Raw genomic sequence first — 20,226 nt, 5'->3', positions numbered from 1 at the left:
GTTCAGAACGTCGTGAGACAGTTCGGTCCCTATCTGTGGTGGGCGTGGGAATACTGACGGGATCTGTCCTTAGTACGAGAGGACCGGGATGGACGCACCGCTGGCGGATCGGTTGTTTGGCCGCAGGCACGGCCGAGTAGCTACGTGCGGATCAGATAAGCGCTGAAAGCATCTAAGTGCGAAACTGGCCTGAAGATGAGTGTTCCGGTATAAAGGGGTGTTGGAGACGACGACGTGGATAGGCGGCAGGTGTAGGCGTAGAGATGCGTTGAGCTGAGCCGTACTAATGACCCCGGACGCGTGTTGGTGGTGTTGTTCTGAAGACGTAGCTGTGTGTGAAGGTTGTTTAGTTGATGATTGGATCCGGATCTCTCTCTGTGGGGCATAAGACACAAGGGTATTGGGCTGACCGAGGGGTCGGCCACTGAAGAGTCAACAGGTTGGTGCTGGTCAGGCGGGTGGACACCTCTTTCCATCTCGAACAGAGCCGTTAAGCCCCGTACTGCCGATGGTACTGCTGTCACAAGTGGGAGAGTAGGTAGGTGCCACCTTTGAAACCTAGGGGGTCTGTCCAGCTGGACAGACCCCCTTTTTTGTGCCCGCTACATAGCAGATGTAGGAAAAGAAGCAAAAATTTAAGCGTGTTGATCCTTATTTATCAAGGAATTCCAATCCATTAGTTCGCTTTTTTCGGAGCTCATCACTAAAAGCACTGTAGATGGGCTTTGTTGCTGGGCCAAGTTATTTCGCAAGTCCGCTACATCTGTAAACAAGCGAATAGACTTATTATCGAAAATTTTGCGTATTCTGTCGGGAGTAACAAAATCAGATTGATCTGAATTTGCCAAATCCTGCTGATCAACGTAGACAAGAGCTTCATCAGCCTCGTCAAGCGTGCCTTTGTATTCTTCCAGAAAGGGCTTATTCAGTTCGGAAACAGCTTTCAATTCAAGAACGACGAGTAGTTTCTGATCGGGATGCTGATGTTTTACTGCCGCTGTAGTCGCTTCAACTTTAGCCGGCGATTGGGCCGAATCACGATATAAGATTTGACCGTCATATCCAGTAATTTTCTCTAAACGATAAGGCAGACCTTTAAAAGAAGGTATTGCCTTGTAGAACAGTTCTTCTGTAATGCCAATACGGTCACAAACCGTCATGGCCCCAGTGATGTTCTTCATGTTATGTTCGCCAAAAATCTGAATGGGGACTTTAAGACCCTGCTTTGTCACAAGACTCGTCAGTCCATTACGAATCTCACTTGAATGAGCAACGTAAGGTATTTTAGTAATGTCCTCCCGCTCTTTCTGACCAATAACATCAAGCATGTTATCAGATTCATCAAATATTAGAATCCCTGCTTTAGGCATAGCTTCGGCAAGTAGCTCAAACTGATCGACGTACTCTTCCCAGGTTGGATAGGTATTAACATGATCCCAGGCTATTCCACTAATAAGCGCTATATGCGGTTGATAATTAAGAAATTTTGGTCGGGAATCAACCGGCGACGAGGCATATTCATCAGCTTCAATGATAATGACCGGCGCAGCAGAATCGTTATCTCCAGTTGTTAATTTAACTGTTGAATCAAAGCCATCAATTGGGTCGCCAATCCAATAGTCGAAAACGCGATTATGAAATTTCAGCGTATGTAGAATGATTGCCGTAATGGTTGTTTTACCATGGCTTCCAGCAATAACTACCCGTTGCTTCTGCTGACTCTGCTGATAGATAAATTCTGGGTATGAGTAAATAGGAAGATCCAGTTCTATGGCTCTCATCAGTTCCGGATTATCCTTACGGGCATGCATTCCTACGATGACTGCCGACAAATTAGAATGGATTTTCTCAGGGAACCAGCCCGTATTATCAGGTAGTAGACCGTGTTGCTTTAGTCGGGATTGAGAAGGCTCGTAAATATTGTCGTCCGAACCGGTAACTATGTATCCCTGCTGCTGAAGCGCTACAGCCAGGCTATGCATTGTACTACCGCCAATTGAAATGAAATGGATGGCTTGGGGCATTCTAAAAATTTATCTGTGTCATTAGCAAAATTACGCTTCTTTTTGATTTGATAACCTGCCGGGTGCTTTTGCGAAACGATCGATCCGTCGATTCTAATAAATTTATGTGATTACGAATCAAAGGCTCAACTTTTTCGTTGATTACAATGCAGATTTATTCTATTTGCATAGCCCAATTTTCAGGCCCAAATTCGCGCCTGTTTTGTCCAACCACAAGCCCCATTTTATGCGTCGAACGTAGGGATGAAGACATACTATGACCTGATTGACCAGACGTTTGAATTTCCAACACGGGAGTTCAATGTCGAGAATAATGAACTGATGTTCAATAATGTTCCTTTGATGGACATTGTCAAACAATACGGTACGCCCCTGAAGCTAACGTATTTGCCGAAAATAACAGAGCATATCGAACATGCTAAACTGCTGTTTAAAAATGCTATAAAACGGTATAATTATAAGGGGAATTACACGTACTGTTACTGTACGAAGTCATCCCACTTTCGGTTTGTACTTGAAGAGGCACTGAAAAATAACATTCACCTCGAAACTTCGTCGGCTTACGATATTCCTATTATCCGGGAATTAGTTAAGATGGGTAAGGTATCTAAAAGCACGTACATCGTCTGCAATGGATACAAGCGACCGCTCTATACTCAATACATTAGTGAACTCCTCAATGATGGATTCACAAACTGTATTCCTGTCCTTGATAATCTCAAAGAGATTGAGGCTTATGAGAATTCAGTAACGGCTGATACCGTCAATTTCGGGATTCGGATTGCTACAGATGAGGAGCCAAACTTCGCGTTCTATACGTCACGGTTGGGAATTCGATACAGTGATGTGAATGAATTATACCGTAGCAAAATCCAGCCTAATGAGAAGTTTAAGCTTAAAATGCTTCATTTCTTCATTAATACGGGTATTAAAGATAGTGCCTATTACTGGAGCGAATTAAGTCGCTTTATGTACAAATACTGCGAACTGCGAAAGATGTGCCCTGATCTTGATTCTATTGATATTGGGGGCGGTATGCCGATTCAGACGTCGTTCCAGTTTACGTACGATTATCAGGCCATGATTGATCAAATCGTGGAAAGCATTCAGTGGATTTGCAATAAAAATAACGTACCAGTGCCGCATATTTTCACCGAGTTTGGTTCTTATACTGTGGGTGAAAGTGGTGCTGTTATCTATAAAGTAATCGATCAGAAACTACAGAATGATAAAGAGCTGTGGTATATGATTGATGGTTCGTTTATTACTCAGTTGCCCGATTCATGGGGATTGGGCCAGAAATACATCATGCTGTCGGTAAATAACTGGGATAACCCTTACCAAAAGGTGAATCTTGGGGGCTTAACCTGCGACTCGCATGATTTCTATAATACTGAAGCCCATAGTGCCGATTTATACCTGCCCATTTTCGATCAGGATACCGAAGATCAGTACATTGGGTTGTTCCATACAGGTGCTTATCAGGAATCACTGGGTGGTTACGGTGGCATTCAGCATTGTTTGATTCCGGCGCCACAGCATGTAATTGTCGATAAGGATGAAGAGGGTAACCTCCGAACGCGCTTGTTTGCACCAGAGCAGAATAGCGAAGTAATGCTCAAAATATTAGGTTATGGGGGTGCTGAGCCTGGCATGACCGAGCTGGAAGCCACCGAAGCCGCTGAAGAACGCGAGGAAGAGGTCGAACTGGTGAAAGAAGATAATTAAATTGGAATTGTTAAGAGCAGGAATTAATTCCTGCTCTTAACGAAAAATATACACGTATAAGAATTATATTCGTTTAACAATCTGAAGGTTATCACAAAAGCGTAAACGACTTCATGAAAAAGCTACTAATCTTGACAACTATACTGGCAACGTTATCACTTGGAGCATGCTCACGTAAAGCTAACTGTCCGGCTTACGGCAGTGTACAGAAGCATATTGCTACACCGACTCAAGCGCGTGTTTAAGAAATAGTTACGTATTGAATCAGAGTCTCCACGCTTTCAAAAAGGTGGAGATTTTTTGTTTACGCATATTGAAGAACAAATTGAGAGGCTTCCAGCAGATTAGTAGCACAGCCATCGCACTCAGCTGAGAGTTGGGGTTCATGCGCAATACGTACCGTTCGTACACCTACGCGCTTACCTGCCTGCATATCCCGCAAGGCATCGCCAATCATCCAGGATGCATCGGGTTCGATATCGTATTTGGCAATGGCCTTTTCAAGAAGTAAGGAGTTCGGCTTTCGGGTTAGCGACTCTGTATCGTATTTCGGGTGATGAGGACTGTAATAAATATCATCGATCAACCAGCCACATTGCTCCTGCAGGTAATTATAGCATGCCATTACGTCGTTGCGTGTGTATAGTCCCTTGGCTATCCCCGCCTGGTTTGTAATAACGATAAGTAGATAACCCGCTTCTTTTAACAAACGTAGTGCTTCAGGAACGCCATCGGGGATAATAAAATCCTCAATCCGATAGACGTAATCTGTCCGATCTTCATTTAATACACCGTCGCGATCCAGGAAGATGCACTTGTTCATTGATGAGGTTGTCTTTTACAGCGCAATAATACAATTATTTAGCCAAATAGTTGTATTATTGCGCTGTAAAAACATATGATCTTTTTATAAGGAATTACAGATTCCTCATTATGAGTGTAATAGCAAATTCTAAATTACACATTAAGATCCTGTAAGCGCTGATCTAACGCCTGAATTTTGGCATCCGCATCTGCAAGTTTTTGCCGCTCACGTTCAACGACATCCGGTTTGGCGTTTGCAACGAACTTTTCATTCGACAGCTTTTTGAGAGTCGAATCTCGGAAACCGATATAATAATCTAACTCCTTGCGAGTGGTAGCGATTTCCTGTTCTGTATCGATTTCACCGACCAGGTTAATGAAAAACTCATCGGTTTTTATCAGGAACGTAATTCCCGGGGCTTTATCCTGAACGTAACTAACATTGTCAACATTCGCCATTTTACATAACAGTGCTTCGAGTGGCTTAAATCGGTCAGGCGTAACAGTTTTTATAGCTAACGGCAAAGCGACTTTTGGCGAAATCTGTTTGGAGTTCCGTATGTTTCGAACACTGGTAACAATTTCAAACAACGTATCAAAGTCAGTCAGAATCTGACTATCTACTTCACCCGCTTTCGGAAAAGGTGAGATACAGATACTATCACCTTCTTTCCGGTCAAGAATATCCTGCCAGATTTCTTCCGTAATAAATGGCATAAACGGATGCGCTAACGTCATCAGCCGCTCAAAGAAACTAATCGTTGCTTCATACGTAGCACGATCGATTGGCTGCTCAAAACCAGGTTTGATCAGCTCCAGATACTGCGAACAGAAATCGTCCCAGATTAACTTATAAACCGCTTGCAGGGCATCCGAAATCCGGAATTTACTGAAATCATCTTCAATCTGAATCAACGTAGCATTCAGCTTTGATTCAAACCATTTGATGGGCAAATCCAGTGATTCATTGTTACCCGCTTCGATTGTCCAGCCTTTTACTAACCGGAATGCATTCCAGATTTTGTTACTGAAATTACGTCCTTGCTCAACCAGTTTTTCGTCGAACATCAAATCATTGCCAGCGGCCGAGCTAAACAACATGCCTGTTCGCACACCATCGGCTCCATACTTTTCAATGAGGTCTAGCGGATCAGGTGAATTACCAAGCGATTTCGACATTTTACGGCCTATCTTGTCGCGAACAATACCTGTTAGGTACACGTTTTTGAACGGCCTCTCTCCCCGGTATTCGTACCCAGCAATAATCATCCGGGCTACCCAGAAAAATAGAATTTCAGGTGCCGTAACGAGGTCGTTGGTTGGGTAGTAATAATTAACATCCGCATTGGTCGGATCTTCAATCCCATTGAATACCGACATTGGCCATAGCCACGAAGAAAACCACGTATCCAGTACGTCTTCGTCCTGGGTCAGATCAGCTTCGGTCATGGCAAACAGCAACTTTTCATGCTGCACTTTTTCCAGAGCCTCGTGCTTATTTTTAGCTACAATTATTGTTCCATCCTGCATGTAAAACGCCGGAATCCGGTGGCCCCACCATAGCTGACGGCTGATACACCAATCATGTACGTTCTCCATCCAGGCCCGATACATATTCTTAAACTTCGGTGGAACCAACTGAATGGTATCGTCCATTACGTTCGTAAACGCCGGTTTCGACAATTCTTCCATTTTGAGGAACCACTGCAGCGAAAGTTTCGGCTCAATAACGGCACCCGTCCGTTCGGAAGTACCTACGTTCGACTTGTAATCTTCTGTCTTAACCAGATTGCCAGATTCTTCCAGCATCCTGATGATGGCCTTACGAGCGGCAAAGCGATCCATCCCGATCAGAATTTGCGCCTTCTCGTTCAGCGTACCGTCTTCGTTTATGATGTCCAGTACCGGCAGATTATGTGCGATACCTAAGGTATAGTCGTTCGGGTCATGGGCAGGAGTAACTTTCAGGCCGCCCGTGCCAAAGTCCATCGTTACGTAGTCATCTGTAATAATCGGAATCTCCCGGTTAATTAGCGGGATAAGCGCTTTTTTGCCGTGAAGGTGTTTATAGCGTTCATCATTTGGATTAACGGCAATGGCTGCATCGGCCATTATCGTTTCTGGCCGAACAGTAGCAATGGTGATGTAGTCAGGAGTTTGTTCATCCCCTGCTCCCTGCTCCTTGCTCCCCGCTATTTCATACCGGATATAAACCAGTTTTTGCTGAATTTCTTTTGTAATAACTTCTTCGTCCGAAACGGCTGTGCGGCCCTGTGGGTCCCAGTTAACCATACGTACACCCCGGTAGATTTGCCCTTTGTTGTAGAGGTCAACAAATACGTCGATAACGGAATCATACAGAGCCGGTTCCATCGTAAAACGAGTACGGTCCCAGTCGCAGGAGGCACCCAATTTGCGCAACTGCTGAAGGATGATTCCACCGTATTTGTGCGTCCATTCCCAGGCATACTCCAGAAATTCTTCGCGGGTTAAATCCTGTTTACTGATGCCCCGTTCTTTGAGCATGGCTACTACTTTGGCTTCCGTAGCAATGCTGGCATGATCAGTGCCGGGTACCCAACAGGCATTTTTACCCTCCATACGAGCCTTACGTACCAGTACGTCCTGAATTGTGTTGTTGAGCATGTGGCCCATATGCAACACACCCGTTACGTTCGGTGGCGGAATGACAACCGTATAAGGCTCCCGATCATCGGGAACGGATTTGAAAAATTGGTTATCAAGCCAGTATTGATACCATTTTTCTTCAATTTCCTGGGGGGCGTATGTCTTTGAAATCATAATCAGATGAAACCCTTATTGGTTATTCCTAAGCAGTAGGCTACAGTAAAACCAACATTGGAATTACAGATAAAAAACAAAATTAGTTAAATTGGATAGGGCGAAAAAACGAAACCCCTTCTTTGCCAGTTTTACAGCAACACTTCATCAGGAAGCCTATGGATTTTGGAAAAATACATAACCTCGACGCAGTTAATCTTACGCTGCCACCCGGTGCCACCTTCAACGCACGGATCTGGGCTGGTGTTGACCCATCGACTCGCCCTATCGTATTTATTGGCGGACCTGTCTGGGCTAACAAAGATTATGTTGGAAAAGTGTATCCATCTACAGCGAAAGAACGGGATTTCCTGCACTACTACGTTCGGCAGTTCAACACGATTGAGTTGAATCTGACGCATTATCAGATACCAACCGTTGGTATGATTGACAAATGGAAAGCGGAGGCTGCCGGTTCGCCAGATCGCACTGGATTTACATATTGCCCTAAATTTCCACAAATGATCAGTCATGAACGACAACTGGTTGCTGCTGAAGCACTAACAGAAGAGTTTGTTAATGCTGTGCTGAGTTTAGAAGAATTTCTGGGAATGACGTTTCTGCAATTGCCACCAACGTTTGGGCCGAACAGGTGGCCCGTTTTAGAAGCGTACCTGAAAAGCTTACCCGACGAACTGGACGTAGCGGTTGAGTTCAGGCATCCCGACTGGTTCAGTAAATCCACGGTCTGGGAGCAAACGCTCGAACGACTGTATGGACTTCATCGACACGTAGTAATTACAGACGTAGCGGGTCGGCGTGATGTACTGCATATGGGCTTGAGCAGTCCGGTCCTTACGCTTCGCTTCATCGCCAACGAAGGCCATCCGACCGACTACACACGTACGGACGCCTGGATACAGCGACTTAAAGCCTGGTTTGAAAAGGGACTGCAAACGGCTTATCTGTTTATCCATGGTGGTGGCGACAACGACACTGCACCGGAGTTGATTGCATATTGGGTTCGAGAACTAAATAAACATTGCGATTTGAATCTTCGTGAGCCCGTTCTCCAGCCGAAAGTAGTACAGGGTAGTTTGTTTTGATTTACAGCTACAAGCCTGTACCTTTGCCCTATGAATTTAGTAGCTACACAACATCGGCATCATCATTCTGAGCGGTAACGCAGCAGAACAGTATGCTCGTGTTTGTGAGTTCGGTGAAATAATCCTGATGACCACATATACAAAGCCCGGTTCTGCCAATGAGCCGGGCTTTGTGATGTTAGTGGAGAATAAATAATGTAATACGTATCAGAAGCTGTTATTCATTCTCCACTGAATACTGTTCATTTTACTATGAAAACAGTCATAATTAAATACAATGCAGGAAATGTTCAGTCGGTGATGTACGCGCTGGAACGCTTGGGAGCCAGCTATTTACTAACCGATGATGAGACTGAAATACGTTCGGCTGATAAAGTAATTTTTCCGGGTGTGGGCGAAGCAAGTACTGCTATGGCTTATCTGCGCGAACGAGGCCTGGATAAACTGATTCCTTCCCTGAAACAGCCAGTACTGGGAACGTGCGTTGGTATGCAGTTGATGTGCCGGTATTCTGAGGAAAACGACACAACCTGCATGGGCATTTTTGATATTGATGTTCGGCGTTTTCCGGCGCAGCCTGGTTTTAAAGTTCCGCATACGGGCTGGAATAGTATTTACGATTTGCGCGGCCCCCTGACAGCCGGTTTGCCCGAAAAAGCTTATGTGTATTTTGTGCACAGCTATGCAGCGGATGTGACAGCCGAAACCACGGCCGTTTGTGACTACGTTCGTCCCTTCAGCGCAATGCTACACCGGGATAATTTTTACGCAGCTCAGTTTCATGCTGAAATCAGCGGCAACACTGGCCAACAGCTGTTAGAGAATTTTTTGAAATTGTAATGCGGGCATTATGTCCGCCTGTATTAATTACGGGCATTATGTCCGTGGTACTTATGCACATTATCCCCGCAATTGACCTTATCGAAGGCAAAGCCGTCCGGCTGACTCAGGGCGACTATAACCAGAAAAAAGAGTACAACGCCCGCCCATTGGAGGTGGCTCAGCAATTTGAAGATGCTGGTCTGACGCGCCTGCACCTGGTAGACCTTGATGGCGCTAAAGAAAAACGGGTTGTCAACTGGAAAGTGCTGGAGTTAATTGCCTCCAAAACCAAATTACACATCGACTTTGGGGGTGGGGTTCAGTCAGACGACGATTTGCGAATTGTGTTTGAGTGTGGCGCCAAACAGCTTACAGGAGGCAGCATCGCTGTTAAAAAACCTGACGTAATGGAACGTTGGCTTTCGCAGCATGGTGCTGACCGAATTATTCTGGGCGCTGATGCTAAAAACGAGAAAATTGCCGTCAGCGGCTGGGAAGAATCAACGGAAGTATGGGTCTATGATTTTGTGGAAAAATGGGTTGAAAACGGAATCAAGTACGTTATCAGCACCGACGTAGCGAAAGATGGTTTATTGCAGGGGCCATCCTTCGACCTGTACCGTAACCTTCAGGATCGTTTTCCAGATCTGCATGTCATTGCCAGTGGTGGAGTCAGCAACATGGCTGACATTGAAACCTTAGCGGATATGAACGTTTTCGGCGTTATTGTCGGCAAGGCAATTTATGAGGGGCGCGTAACGCTGAAAGAATTACAAACGATTAACGGATAAGTTGAAATGGACAGTGTTTATGTCATAAGTACCGACAAGGCACGGTTAGACATCCCGACGATTCACCAGTTTCTGAGTCAGGAAGCTTACTGGAGTTTGAATATTCCAATTGAGATTGTTCAGCGTTCGATTGACAATTCACTGTGTTTTGGTATTTATCAGGCTGATAATCAGGTAGGATTCGCGCGGGTGGTTACTGATACGGCCACGTTCGGTTATCTGGCCGACGTATTTATTCTACCAGAACATCGCGGAAAAGGCCTGTCGAAACAACTTATAGCGTATATCATGGCCTATCCAGCACTACAGGGCTTACGACGAATCCTGCTCGTTACGCGCGATGCGCATGGGTTATATGAGCAATTTGGCTTTAAGCCGATTGACAATCCTGAAAATACCATGACTACCAAAACTTTTACTGCGTACTGATGCTTACCAAACGTATTATTCCCTGCCTCGATATAAAAGATGGCCGCACCGTCAAAGGCACGAATTTTGTGAACCTGCGCGATGCAGGCGACCCGGTTGCGCTGGCCGCTGTATATGCCGAACAGGGCGCTGATGAACTGGTTTTTTTGGATATCACAGCAACCGTTGACGAACGCAAAACCCTGATTGAGCTCGTTCGGAACGTAGCGCATACCATAAATATTCCATTTACAGTCGGTGGCGGCATTTCGTCTGTAGCAGACGTATCCGCCTTATTGAATGCGGGTGCCGACAAGATTTCGATAAATTCGTCGGCCGTTCGCAACCCCGATCTCGTCAATGAGTTGGCGCTGGAGTTTGGTAGTCAATGCATAGTTGTAGCTATCGATACGCGCTACGTAAATGGCGAACATATCGTACACACGCATGGTGGCCGCAAACCAACGGAGTTGCGTACCATTGCCTGGGCAAAGGAAGTGGAGGAGCGAGGGGCAGGCGAAATCTTGTTGACTTCTATGGATACGGATGGAACCAAAGCCGGTTTTGCGCTTGAGCTAACCGCGCAAATTTCTGGTGCTGCCAACATTCCCGTAATTGCTTCGGGTGGAGCCGGAACAATGGATCATTTTGTCGACGTATTTACCGCCGGAAAAGCCGATGCCGGACTGGCTGCCAGTATTTTTCACTTTAAGGAAATTGAAATTCCAGCCCTCAAAGGTTATTTACACGAAAAAGGGATTGAGATGCGCATCTGATTTCAGAAGAGCTTAAAATTTGAAGCCAAGCTCCAGCGAAACAACCCGGTTTTTAGAAATCAATTCGCTGCCACGCGCTACGTTTATAAGCCCACGCTGATAGCTCATGCCGAGGTTAAACGCGTTGTTCTGGTTGATTTTGTACTGGATACCGGTTCCCAGCAACAATTCAACATCGCCAAAACCATATTGTCGTCGGCTTCCCCCACTCTCGGCGGTATAAAGTCCATTACGTGGTTCATTCAGTGGTTTTTCGGCCAATTTTATGCTGAACAGTCCACCTGTTTGGATGTATAGCCGAATGTTTGGCGCAATGTTGTTGGCAAACAACTTTACAGTAGCCGGGAGTTGTAGATATTGCAAATTGTAAACCGACTCTTTTTCAGGAGCGCCCGGATTCCAGACACTCTCCCCAAACGTACCCGGCATTTGAAAACCCGACCGCTTGATGGTATACCAGAGACCCGTACTGAAAGCGTAGCGATTTTTAAAGAAAAAGTAATCCAGAGTCGGCCCTACGCTCATTCTGACACCTACCCCATTGGGCCGAAAACCTATATAGTTTCCCTGCCCTTCGGCGGTATTAATGTCCAGCGAAGGGGCAAACCGAATGCTCATCTCGATAAGCTTTGTTGGCCAGGAATAATCAGGGCCCGATCCATAGCCGTTGTTTTCATTGGCATCGGCATCGGTTTGCTGTTGTTTACGCCGACGCCGTTTGCGGTCATCGTCATAACCCCGGCGGTTGTCATCCTGCCCGTCGTAATTATCGCCCAGAATTTTTCGAAATCGTTTTTCGGTTACGTTCGATTCTTTGGTTCGCAGATTGTAAAGTGCATTCGACGTCGATTGCGCCAAACTATCAATAAGCGTTAGTATGATCAAAATCAATCCTAACCCTGCAACTTTTTTCATAATTTTGCACGTTTTCTATATTGGAAACTCGTGATTTTCATGCGGATACAAGTGGCCGTTTTGGGCCTTATTTGTTTGTTTTTTCTGGCTTCGTGTACTAAAAACGAAGATGTTACGCTTATCCGGTTCGACCAGCAACTCTTTGCCAGTAAATCTCCTGATAAAATTCAGACCTTATTGAATCGGTATCCGAATATTGCTCAATTGTACTTTAACGCGAATGGGGCCGGAAATGATACATCCGTCGTTAGGGAATTGACTAACCGGGTTAACAATCCGGCACTTACTGAATTCGATCAGCAGATTGAGGACAAATTTGGCGATATGGCCGATCTGCGGACTCAATTGGCTCAGGCATTCACAACGATTAAAAAGAACTTTCCCGATTTCCGCACACCCAAAGTCGCGACGATGGTAACGGGGTTTATGGGTCCCGATCTTGTCGTTACGGATAGCCTGATCATTATTGGTATCGACTACTTTGCTGGCCCTAAGGCTAAATATCGTCCGCAAGGTCCGGAGTATCCACAATACATTCTACGACGCTACGATAAGGATTACATTGTTCCGGCTATTGTTTTTGCTATTTCTGATAAATATAACGCTACCAATCGCCAGGATCAAACCATGCTGGCCGATATGGTCTATTACGGCAAAGGCTACGTATTTACCGCAACCATGCTACCCAGTGTACCCGACAGTCTGGTCATCGGATACTCAGACAAACAACTCACCCAAACGTTTAATGCGCAGGATGTTGTTTGGGCACATTTTATTGATAATCAACTGCTCTATCAAACGAATCCAGCCATAAAACAGCGATATTTGAATGAGCGGCCATTCACTGCCGAAATCGGGCAGGCTTGTCCGGGCGCAATTGGCCGTTGGGTGGGCTGGCGGATCGTAGGCCGATATAATGATACCCACAGTGGGGGAAGTATTGCTGATTTGATGCGTAATGCGGATGCCCGACAGATTTTTGAGCAGTCGGGTTATAAAGGACAAAAAGAGTAAAAAACGTCTTCAAGCGGGAGTCGCTGGTGTTGAAATTTATCAAATCTACTAACCAACTAACTGCCTGACGATTATCGACTAATAATGGCAAAGCGAAGTGAGAGTTTTGGCGACGAAGCCAGCAAAGAAAAGAAAGCAAAATTTACTCGGGAAGGTATCAACAAAGCGCTAAGTATCTTTCGATTTGTAAAACCGTACCGGGTTAAATATGCGATTGGGTTTATTTTTCTAATCCTGTCTACAGGAACAACCATGAGCTTTGGACTGCTCATTGGTCAGATCACGAGCGTTATTCAGGGTAAGTCGGCCTTTACATTAAATCAGGTCGTTCTGTTTTTTGTGGGCGTATTGGTGGCACAGTCGCTTTTTTCATTCTGCCGGATTTATTTTTTCTCGCAGGTAAGTGAGCGAGCAATGGCCGATGTACGCCAGGCTACCTACGCTAAAATCATTACGTTGCCAATTACGTTTTTCGAGCAGCGTCGTGTCGGTGAATTAACCAGTCGAATTTCGGCGGATGTTTCGCAATTGCAGAGCGTATTCACGTTGACATTGGCGGAATTGTTTCGGCAACTGGCTACGCTGATCATCGGCACAGGGATAATTCTCTACGTTTCCTGGAAACTCACCCTGTTTATGCTGGCTACGTTTCCGGTGATGATTGTAGCGGCTTTATTTTTTGGTCGATTTATTCGCAAGCTATCGAAGCAGGTACAGGATTTACTGGCTCAGGCGAACGTAGTGGTTGAGGAAACGCTGCAATCGGTACACATCGTTAAGGCATTTACCAACGAAAATCTGGAAATTAACCGGTATGGAACTGCTTTACAACGGGTTGTCGGTATGGCGCTTCAGGCGGCTAAATATCGGGGCATTTTTGTGTCATTTATCATTTTTGCCCTATTCGGTGGTATCATCAGCATTGTCTGGTATGGCGGTTCACTGGTGATGAACAACGAAATGCCTTTTGCTGATCTGCTCACGTTTCTTGTCTACACAACCTTTATTGGTGGGTCTGTGGGAGGAATGGGTGATGTATATTCTCAATTAGCCCAGACGTTGGGGGCCTCGGAGCGAATTCTGGAAATCCTGCACGAACCTTCTGAAGTTAAGGCTCACGAAGAACTACCATTGTTTGTACCGGTGCAGGGTAAAATTCAGTTCGATGATGTTAGGTTTTCGTATCCCTCCCGCCCCGACGTACCGGTTCTGAAGGGCATTACGCTCGATGTTGCTGCCGGTCGGAAAATAGCGCTGGTTGGTCAGAGCGGAGCCGGCAAATCGACTATTGTGCAACTGCTGATGCGCTACTATCCACTGTCTGGTGGACGTATCCTGATCGATGATCGTGATCTGAATAGCTTTAATATTACCGAGCTTCGGAAAAATGCTGCCATTGTTCCTCAGGAAGTTATGTTGTTTGGCGGAACAATCATGGAAAATATTCAATACGGGAAGCCCGGTGCAACGGAGGCTGAAGTACGCGAGGCTGCTCGTAAAGCAAATGCATTGCAGTTTATTGAGTTGTTTCCGGAAGGCCTTCAAACGGTGGTTGGTGAGCGGGGAATCAAGCTTTCGGGCGGACAGCGGCAACGTATCGCCATTGCCCGCGCCATCCTGAAAGATCCGGCCATTTTGATTCTGGATGAGGCTACCAGTTCGCTCGATGCTGAGTCGGAACGTTTGGTGCAGGAAGCGCTGGATGAATTGATGCAGGATCGCACAACGATAATAATTGCGCACCGATTAGCCACGATTCGTAAAGTCGACATGATTTACGTACTGCGTGAAGGGCAGATTGCCGAATCAGGAACGCATGATGAATTAGCCAGTCAGGAAGAAGGGATCTATGCAAACCTGGTTAAACTGCAGTTTGAAATAGTGGATAATGATAAATAAGCAGCGTAAAATGAATATGCACAATTTTTGGTTTATTCATTAACAGCTAACTATTTTTCATTGAGCGCGATTCAATTTTTTCAAAAAGTATGACACATGCATCTAAAACCCTGAAAGACTTTAACCTTCGGCACACCAGTGGCCGCGAGGAGGTGCTGGGTTTGTTTCTGAGCGCCGGTCATGCATTGGCTCATCACGACATTGAAAATGGACTTGGTCCTGATCATGATCGGGTAACGATTTATCGGACGCTACGTACATTTCTGGATAAAGGGCTGATTCACAAAGTTCTTGATGATGAAGGTGGCACAAAATATGCACTTTGTCGGGAAACCTGTACGGATGGCCACCATCACCACGATCACGTTCATTTTAAGTGTGAAGCCTGCGGTCAGACGACCTGTCTGGATGACGTCAGTATTCCAACCGTTACGTTGCCCAGCGGCTACAACCGCAAAGAAATGAACCTCCTTATTCAGGGTGTTTGTCAGGGTTGTAACAAATAGCGTGGGAATTACCCCGCGATTTTTAACGCAGTCGCGGATTGTTCCCGCGTTTTTAGTATGCCCCTCGAAACCTTTCTGCAGCGTCAGCAAACCTTTGTTCAGGCCGAACAATCGGCTCAACGTCAGTATAATCAATTAGCCTTTTGGAGGCTTATCTGGTTTGTCGGCAGCGTAGTTATTGTCTGGCTTTTTGGTAGGCTCGATCAGCAGATATATGCCGTAATCACTACGTTGATTGGAATAGCTGGCTTTTTAATTTTACTGAAAAAGCATCAGAATGTTCGGCGGGAACGCGATTTAAACCACCAGCTGGCTTTTATCAATCAGGATGAAGCAGCTCGGCTACAGCGTCAGTACCTTCGCCCGGAAACAGGTGAGCAATTTGCCAGCCCAACGCACTATTATTCCGGCGATCTGGATGTATTCGGCAAGCATTCGCTTTTTCGTCTGCTTAATCGCACCCACACGTATGCAGGCCAGAATCGGCTGGCTAACTGGCTAAAAGCACCTTCTTCCCCCGATACAATTCGACTTCGTCAACAGGCTGCTGCTGAATTACAACCTCAAATTGACTGGCGGCAGCAATTTGAAGCTTTAGCTTATCTGGAAAATACGGTTGGAGGTAAGACGGACGATTTAATTAAATGGGCTACAGCGGCTGACATTTCGCCAATGCCTGCCTATCTGAACATTGCCCGATTTTTATTTCCGATCATTACGTTAGCTTTATTTATAGCCTGGTTAACCGGCTACATAGCCGGTGCTGTAGTGCTATTTGCCTTAGCCGCACATGGTTTACTGTTAAGCCGAACGTCGGCACGGGCGAAAGAGGTCAGCGAACAGACCTTTGAAATTTCGACAGCTTTAAAATCTTTTCAGGCATTATTTCAGCAGGCCAGGCAACTAAAGGGTGATGCTATTCGACTAAGGTCTGTTCACCAGGCGTTGACACCTAACAATCACTCAGCAAATGAAGCCATTGGGCAACTTTCCCGATTAACGGAAGGACTAAACTATCGGCGTAATCCTTATTTCTATCTGCTTTTCGGCATTGCTACGTTGTGGGATGTTCATTACCTGTTTAGGCTCGAACGCTGGAGGCAGGAGTATGGTCCTGATCTTCACCGCTGGTTTGAAGCGCTAGGCGAATTAGAAGCCCTGAACAGCCTGGCGGGCTTTGCCTATGCGCATCCGGTATATACCACTCCCGATATTGTCGATGATGAATTTATGCTGGATTTCACAGCGGCCGCCCATCCGTTGCTACCCCCGGATCGAAGTGTTCCAAATTCATTGACCTTATCAGGCACTGGCCAGACCATGTTAATAACCGGATCGAACATGTCGGGGAAAAGCACATTTTTGCGTACAGTTGGTGCTAATGTCGTACTGGCTCTTGCTGGCGCAGTAGTAAGCGCCGAGCGGTTCTGGTGTTCACCTGTTCGTGTATTTACGAGCATGCGTACACAGGATTCGCTGGAAGAAAGTACGTCGTCGTTCTACGCTGAACTAAAGCGGCTTCAGACGCTTATCAATCTGACTAAACAACCGGCTACTGAATCAAAAGAAAAAGACCGTGATCGCCTGCCTGTCTTGTATTTTCTGGATGAGATTTTGAAGGGTACTAATTCGGCAGATCGGCATAGAGGTGCCGAAGCGTTAATTCGCCAATTACACCAGACGACGGCGTCGGGCTTTGTTTCAACCCACGATTTGGAATTGGGGCAGCTTACAAATGCTGATGATTTTGTACGTAACTATCATTTTCAATCCGATCTTCTTAACGGCGAACTGATGTTCGATTATAAGCTCCGAACAGGAATCTGTAAGAGTTTTAACGCGAGCCAGCTTATGCAGGCTATCGGTATTCAAATGGATGTAGTTCAAAAGTAAAGCCAATACCAACGTAATCTCGGCCCAATCTGCAAGGTTGGCACCGGAATTTTAACGTATTTAAGCAAGCCTAGGAGAGTTCTGGCGGCCAAACTACGTGGTTTCAGCAATTTTATCAGATTGATATCTGGAGCGATGTACCATTCATGCCTGCCGCCCAAACCATCTTTGTTTGCATTCCACGTTTCCGCTTCCAGGCCCATTCCAACAGATAGTTGTAGCCAGTCGGGCCAAATGCGCTGCCAGCGTTGCCCACCGAATCGTTTGGGCGAAAAGGAAAACCAGTACGTTTGATTGATGTAATCGTCGATGGAAAAGCATTGTGTCGGAATGCCCCTCGCCTTAAAGTACTTGGACGTTTGCTGCCAATAGCTGAATTTCCATTGTGATTCCCGCAAAAAGCCTGATCGGTGTTGAGCCATTGGCCAGAAGCCTCCTATTGTACCCGCCGTTACGTCTCGCCAACTGAACCCATACGTGGGTGAATAGGCATCTTTCAACTCGATACTCAGTTCTACGAAAGCGGCTGAACCTAACGCCATCCATTGCGCTTTTTGTTCGGCAACTCCTCCCCACTTAAAGGCATTGTAATAAGCTTCCGCTACAAACGTACCACCCATCAGATGAGCCACTTTATCTAGTCCGCTGGCATAAGTCAGGTCACGACCTTCATCGAAATGTAACGGAACGCCTTTATCATTCCACCAGGTTCGTTCCAGATAGGCGTATGTTGACCCTAAAGTGAGAAGCGACGTAGCACCAACAGCCCATAATCGTCTTTTTTGAGATGTCGTGTACGAAAGCGTGTGAAGAAGGCTATCTGACGGGCAAGGAATAGAGTCGGTCAGGACAGGATATTGTAATGAACAGAAAAGAAATAGAAGTTTTAGTCCCATGTGGGCATAGGACTGGAGCACTCTAAAAAAGTTACAGTATCCATAGAAACTGTTATAAAATTAGATTCACGACAGCCTTCGAAACAACTCGTTTGAACACTTGTTAAGTTTGCAGAAAGCAGTACCTTTGCGGATAATAGTATGCATGCATACTATTATTGTTCAATTAGTAAAGAATGAATTGGCAGGCGAAGACCAATAAAAAAGCCTTCCTGATCAGGAAGGCTTACTTGAAGGGAGTGGTGATGGACGGAATCGAACCGCCGACACAAGGATTTTCAGTCCTTTGCTCTACCAACTGAGCTACATCACCAAAACAGACGCGCTGTTTAAATGTGGGTGCAAAAGTATGGATTCTATGCCTTTTTCCAATACACTAGTTGAATTTTTTTTGAGTAATAGCGTAGCGGCAGGTATACATTGCTGATTATCAAGTGAAATAATACGCATTTGACATGGAGATTGTTCAACAAATATTGTTCGTTTTAGCTTTAGCAGCAACAGGCTGGTATATAGCAAAACGCATCGGGCTCATTACCCGCGTTATTCGGTTAGGCAGGCCAGAAAATCGGTTCGACCATGCGGATGAGCGACTAAAAACCATGCTGCTGGTCGCATTTGGTCAGAAGAAGATGTTCACCAATTTGCTGGTTGGTGTAATGCACTTTGTTATCTATGCAGGCTTTCTGATTATTAATATCGAAATTCTGGAGATTATTCTGGATGGCATATTAGGTACGCACCGCTTGTTTGCGCCGTACATTGCGCCCATTTATCCAGTTCTGATTGATGTCTTTGAGGTCCTGGCGTTCGGCGTTCTGACCGTTTGTGTCGTCTTTTTATGCCGTCGATTTATAGCCAAAGTGAGCCGTTTTCAGCCAGAGCGACACCGCGAAATGACCCGATGGCCCCGCACAGATGCGGCTATAATTCTTATGGCGGAAATCCTCTTAATGGTCGCTTTTTTGACCTGGAATGCCTCTGATAGCGTTCTGCGCGACCGGGGTGTTGGTCATTACGCTGAATTGCGGGGCGTAGTGCCTGATTTTCTGATTAGCCAGTTTCTAAAACCGCTTTTTGCTGGGTTCGGTGATACGTCATTAATAGTATACGAACGCTTTTCGTGGTGGGCACACATTCTGGGTATTATGGCGTTCGCGATTTACGTAACGTACTCGAAGCATTTGCATATCGCGCTGGGTTTCCCGAATGTGTACTTTTCAGACCTCCAGCCGAAAGGCGAGATGCAGAACATGCCTGAAATAACGAAAGAGGTACAGCTTGCGCTTGGCCTTCCCGTAACAACCGATTCGGATGGTTCGCAGACAAATGACAACGGAGAGCAACCCGCTGAAGTAGGCAGATTTGGCGCAAAGGATGTCCAGGATTTGAAATGGATAAACCTGATGAATGCGTACAGTTGTACCGAGTGCGGACGTTGTACAGCCGCTTGTCCGGCTAATATTACTGGCAAAAAATTGTCTCCCCGTAAAATCATGATGGATACCCGCGACCGGCTTGAAGAAATTCAAATCGGCTGGAAAATACATGGATACGATTACAAGGACGATAAATCACTCCTGAACGATTACATTACAGCCGAAGAACTGAATGCCTGCACCACCTGTCAGGCATGTGTAAATGCTTGCCCGATAAACATCAACCCGTTAGACATTATCCTGCAGTTACGTCGGTATCGGGTTATGGAAGAGTCGCAGGCGCCAGCATCCTGGAATGCAATGTTTAGTAATATTGAAAATAACATGGCTCCCTGGAAATTTTCGCCAGCCGATCGCTTTAACTGGGCTGAGCAGGTGAATGAAGTGAAATAGAGCTTAGGGTTCGTTAAACAAGATATAGCCT

16 protein-coding genes, 1 tRNA gene and 2 rRNA genes (1 of these 19 cut by a window edge) are annotated in these 20,226 nt (G+C 45.8%); 13 read left to right on the top strand and 6 right to left on the bottom strand.

Annotated features, from left to right (window positions below):
- Positions 1-308 (top strand): 23S ribosomal RNA (locus LN737_RS03725); it begins 2,526 nt to the left of the window's first position.
- A 131-nt stretch (positions 309-439) separates the two neighbouring features.
- Positions 440-551, top strand: a 5S ribosomal RNA gene (gene rrf / locus LN737_RS03720).
- Between the two features lie 84 nt (positions 552-635).
- Here the strand turns inward: rrf and murC are convergent.
- Entirely contained in the window at positions 636-2,024 is a 1,389-nt protein-coding gene (gene murC, locus LN737_RS03715) for a UDP-N-acetylmuramate--L-alanine ligase (protein ID WP_405516339.1), read from the bottom strand.
- Between the two features lie 243 nt (positions 2,025-2,267).
- Between murC and LN737_RS03710 the strand changes: the two genes are divergently transcribed.
- Positions 2,268-3,752: an arginine decarboxylase gene (locus LN737_RS03710; RefSeq protein ID WP_405516337.1), complete on the top strand. Its 1,485-nt coding sequence runs from the start codon at positions 2,268-2,270 to the stop codon at positions 3,750-3,752.
- A 304-nt stretch (positions 3,753-4,056) separates the two neighbouring features.
- On the opposite strand, the gene LN737_RS03705 is transcribed toward LN737_RS03710, so the two are convergent.
- Together LN737_RS03705 and LN737_RS03700 are read right to left on the bottom strand one after the other, a co-directional pair.
- Complete coding sequence (locus tag LN737_RS03705) at positions 4,057-4,575, bottom strand: D-glycero-alpha-D-manno-heptose-1,7-bisphosphate 7-phosphatase (RefSeq protein ID WP_405516335.1); 519 nt, start codon at positions 4,573-4,575, stop codon at positions 4,057-4,059.
- Between the two features lie 134 nt (positions 4,576-4,709).
- Complete coding sequence (locus LN737_RS03700; protein WP_405516333.1) at positions 4,710-7,358, bottom strand: valine--tRNA ligase; 2,649 nt, start codon at positions 7,356-7,358, stop codon at positions 4,710-4,712.
- A gap of 158 nt (positions 7,359-7,516) precedes the next feature.
- Between LN737_RS03700 and LN737_RS03695 the strand changes: the two genes are divergently transcribed.
- The 5 genes from LN737_RS03695 (at position 7,517) to hisF (ending at position 11,240) form a co-directional block, all read left to right on the top strand.
- Complete coding sequence (locus LN737_RS03695; protein ID WP_405516331.1) at positions 7,517-8,443, top strand: DUF72 domain-containing protein; 927 nt, start codon at positions 7,517-7,519, stop codon at positions 8,441-8,443.
- A gap of 252 nt (positions 8,444-8,695) precedes the next feature.
- Positions 8,696-9,283, top strand: a complete 588-nt coding sequence (hisH, locus tag LN737_RS03690; protein ID WP_405516329.1) for an imidazole glycerol phosphate synthase subunit HisH — start codon at positions 8,696-8,698, stop codon at positions 9,281-9,283.
- A gap of 53 nt (positions 9,284-9,336) precedes the next feature.
- On the top strand, positions 9,337-10,056 hold the full coding sequence (gene hisA / locus LN737_RS03685) for a 1-(5-phosphoribosyl)-5-[(5-phosphoribosylamino)methylideneamino]imidazole-4-carboxamide isomerase (protein ID WP_405520297.1): 720 nt from the start codon (positions 9,337-9,339) through the stop codon (positions 10,054-10,056).
- 6 nt (positions 10,057-10,062) lie between these two features.
- Positions 10,063-10,485 carry a GNAT family N-acetyltransferase gene (locus LN737_RS03680; RefSeq protein WP_405516327.1) on the top strand — a complete coding sequence of 141 codons (423 nt, stop codon included), beginning with the start codon at positions 10,063-10,065 and terminating at the stop codon, positions 10,483-10,485.
- Positions 10,485-11,240 carry an imidazole glycerol phosphate synthase subunit HisF gene (gene hisF, locus LN737_RS03675; RefSeq protein WP_405516325.1) on the top strand — a complete coding sequence of 252 codons (756 nt, stop codon included), beginning with the start codon at positions 10,485-10,487 and terminating at the stop codon, positions 11,238-11,240. The genes LN737_RS03680 and hisF overlap by 1 nt, the downstream gene beginning before the upstream one ends.
- A gap of 12 nt (positions 11,241-11,252) precedes the next feature.
- On the opposite strand, the gene LN737_RS03670 is transcribed toward hisF, so the two are convergent.
- Entirely contained in the window at positions 11,253-12,155 is a 903-nt protein-coding gene (locus tag LN737_RS03670) for an outer membrane beta-barrel protein (RefSeq protein ID WP_405516323.1), read from the bottom strand.
- A 39-nt stretch (positions 12,156-12,194) separates the two neighbouring features.
- Here LN737_RS03670 and LN737_RS03665 point away from each other — a divergent pair, with 39 nt between their 5' ends.
- The 4 genes from LN737_RS03665 (at position 12,195) to LN737_RS03650 (ending at position 17,467) form a co-directional block, all read left to right on the top strand.
- A complete protein-coding gene (locus LN737_RS03665; RefSeq protein ID WP_405516321.1) occupies positions 12,195-13,169 on the top strand; it encodes a gliding motility protein in 975 nt (324 codons plus the stop codon).
- Positions 13,170-13,253: 84 nt separating this feature from the next.
- Positions 13,254-15,068, top strand: a complete 1,815-nt coding sequence (locus LN737_RS03660) for an ABC transporter ATP-binding protein (protein ID WP_405516320.1) — start codon at positions 13,254-13,256, stop codon at positions 15,066-15,068.
- Between the two features lie 89 nt (positions 15,069-15,157).
- Positions 15,158-15,574: a Fur family transcriptional regulator gene (locus LN737_RS03655; protein ID WP_405516318.1), complete on the top strand. Its 417-nt coding sequence runs from the start codon at positions 15,158-15,160 to the stop codon at positions 15,572-15,574.
- Positions 15,575-15,631: 57 nt separating this feature from the next.
- Positions 15,632-17,467, top strand: a complete 1,836-nt coding sequence (locus tag LN737_RS03650; protein WP_405516316.1) for a MutS-related protein — start codon at positions 15,632-15,634, stop codon at positions 17,465-17,467.
- Here LN737_RS03650 and LN737_RS03645 read toward each other — a convergent pair.
- Together LN737_RS03645 and LN737_RS03640 are read right to left on the bottom strand one after the other, a co-directional pair.
- Positions 17,458-18,384: a DUF2279 domain-containing protein gene (locus LN737_RS03645; RefSeq protein ID WP_405516314.1), complete on the bottom strand. Its 927-nt coding sequence runs from the start codon at positions 18,382-18,384 to the stop codon at positions 17,458-17,460. The two genes, LN737_RS03650 and LN737_RS03645, sit on opposite strands and share 10 nt — an antisense overlap.
- A gap of 219 nt (positions 18,385-18,603) precedes the next feature.
- Positions 18,604-18,676, bottom strand: a tRNA-Phe gene (locus tag LN737_RS03640).
- Positions 18,677-18,818: 142 nt separating this feature from the next.
- Between LN737_RS03640 and LN737_RS03635 the strand changes: the two genes are divergently transcribed.
- Positions 18,819-20,195: a 4Fe-4S dicluster domain-containing protein gene (locus LN737_RS03635; protein WP_405516312.1), complete on the top strand. Its 1,377-nt coding sequence runs from the start codon at positions 18,819-18,821 to the stop codon at positions 20,193-20,195.
- Positions 20,196-20,226 lie beyond the last annotated feature (31 nt).

Origin of the sequence: Spirosoma sp. KNUC1025, from assembly GCF_045160025.1 — a bacterium.
In the GTDB taxonomy this organism is placed as follows: Bacteria; Bacteroidota; Bacteroidia; order Cytophagales; family Spirosomataceae; genus Spirosoma.
Note: the sequence above shows the minus strand (reverse complement) of the source record. Positions and strands in the feature narration are given on the sequence as shown.

Bases quoted from the DNA above. Each gene is read 5' to 3' on its own strand.
- murC (WP_405516339.1), bottom strand. From the start codon at position 2,024: ATGCCCCAAGCCATCCATTTCATTTCAATTGGCGGTAGTACAATGCAT.
- LN737_RS03710 (WP_405516337.1), top strand. From the start codon at position 2,268: ATGAAGACATACTATGACCTGATTGACCAGACGTTTGAATTTCCAACA.
- LN737_RS03705 (WP_405516335.1), bottom strand. From the start codon at position 4,575: ATGAACAAGTGCATCTTCCTGGATCGCGACGGTGTATTAAATGAAGAT.
- LN737_RS03700 (WP_405516333.1), bottom strand. From the start codon at position 7,358: ATGATTTCAAAGACATACGCCCCCCAGGAAATTGAAGAAAAATGGTAT.
- LN737_RS03695 (WP_405516331.1), top strand. From the start codon at position 7,517: ATGGATTTTGGAAAAATACATAACCTCGACGCAGTTAATCTTACGCTG.
- hisH (WP_405516329.1), top strand. From the start codon at position 8,696: ATGAAAACAGTCATAATTAAATACAATGCAGGAAATGTTCAGTCGGTG.
- hisA (WP_405520297.1), top strand. From the start codon at position 9,337: ATGCACATTATCCCCGCAATTGACCTTATCGAAGGCAAAGCCGTCCGG.
- LN737_RS03680 (WP_405516327.1), top strand. From the start codon at position 10,063: ATGGACAGTGTTTATGTCATAAGTACCGACAAGGCACGGTTAGACATC.
- hisF (WP_405516325.1), top strand. From the start codon at position 10,485: ATGCTTACCAAACGTATTATTCCCTGCCTCGATATAAAAGATGGCCGC.
- LN737_RS03670 (WP_405516323.1), bottom strand. From the start codon at position 12,155: ATGAAAAAAGTTGCAGGGTTAGGATTGATTTTGATCATACTAACGCTT.
- LN737_RS03665 (WP_405516321.1), top strand. From the start codon at position 12,195: ATGCGGATACAAGTGGCCGTTTTGGGCCTTATTTGTTTGTTTTTTCTG.
- LN737_RS03660 (WP_405516320.1), top strand. From the start codon at position 13,254: ATGGCAAAGCGAAGTGAGAGTTTTGGCGACGAAGCCAGCAAAGAAAAG.
- LN737_RS03655 (WP_405516318.1), top strand. From the start codon at position 15,158: ATGACACATGCATCTAAAACCCTGAAAGACTTTAACCTTCGGCACACC.
- LN737_RS03650 (WP_405516316.1), top strand. From the start codon at position 15,632: ATGCCCCTCGAAACCTTTCTGCAGCGTCAGCAAACCTTTGTTCAGGCC.
- LN737_RS03635 (WP_405516312.1), top strand. From the start codon at position 18,819: ATGGAGATTGTTCAACAAATATTGTTCGTTTTAGCTTTAGCAGCAACA.